Origin of the sequence: Vallitalea maricola (assembly GCF_036985595.1) — a bacterium.
Classification (GTDB): Bacteria; Bacillota; Clostridia; order Lachnospirales; family Vallitaleaceae; genus Vallitalea; species Vallitalea maricola.
This window is the reverse complement of the sequence record NZ_BTPU01000422.1, coordinates 1-227: the sequence shown is the minus strand read 5'-3', so window position 1 is coordinate 227 and position 227 is coordinate 1. Positions and strand designations below refer to the sequence as shown.

Annotated in this window: 1 protein-coding gene; it reads left to right on the top strand. The window is 32.2% G+C overall.

What is annotated here, in order from left to right; genetic code table 11:
• Nucleotides 1-227, top strand: a 227-nt coding sequence (locus tag AACQ14_RS24520; RefSeq protein ID WP_339366142.1) for a hypothetical protein, incomplete at both ends; no start/stop codon positions are given.

Genomic DNA, 227 nt, shown 5'->3' with positions numbered 1-227 from the left:
AGCCAATGTGTATACTGGAAAAGATGATACTTCATGGGCTGTCCATAACTTTGTTATTCAATACTGGAATAAAGATGAATGGGTGGATATAAACGAGACTAGAGCTGTGAATAATAAAGATGCTTTTAGAAGTTTTGAATTTGAAGTAACAACAGATAAAGTAAGATTTTTTTCAACAGATGGTAGTAGAGGGGTAAGAATTCGTGAATTACAAATTCTAAAAAACG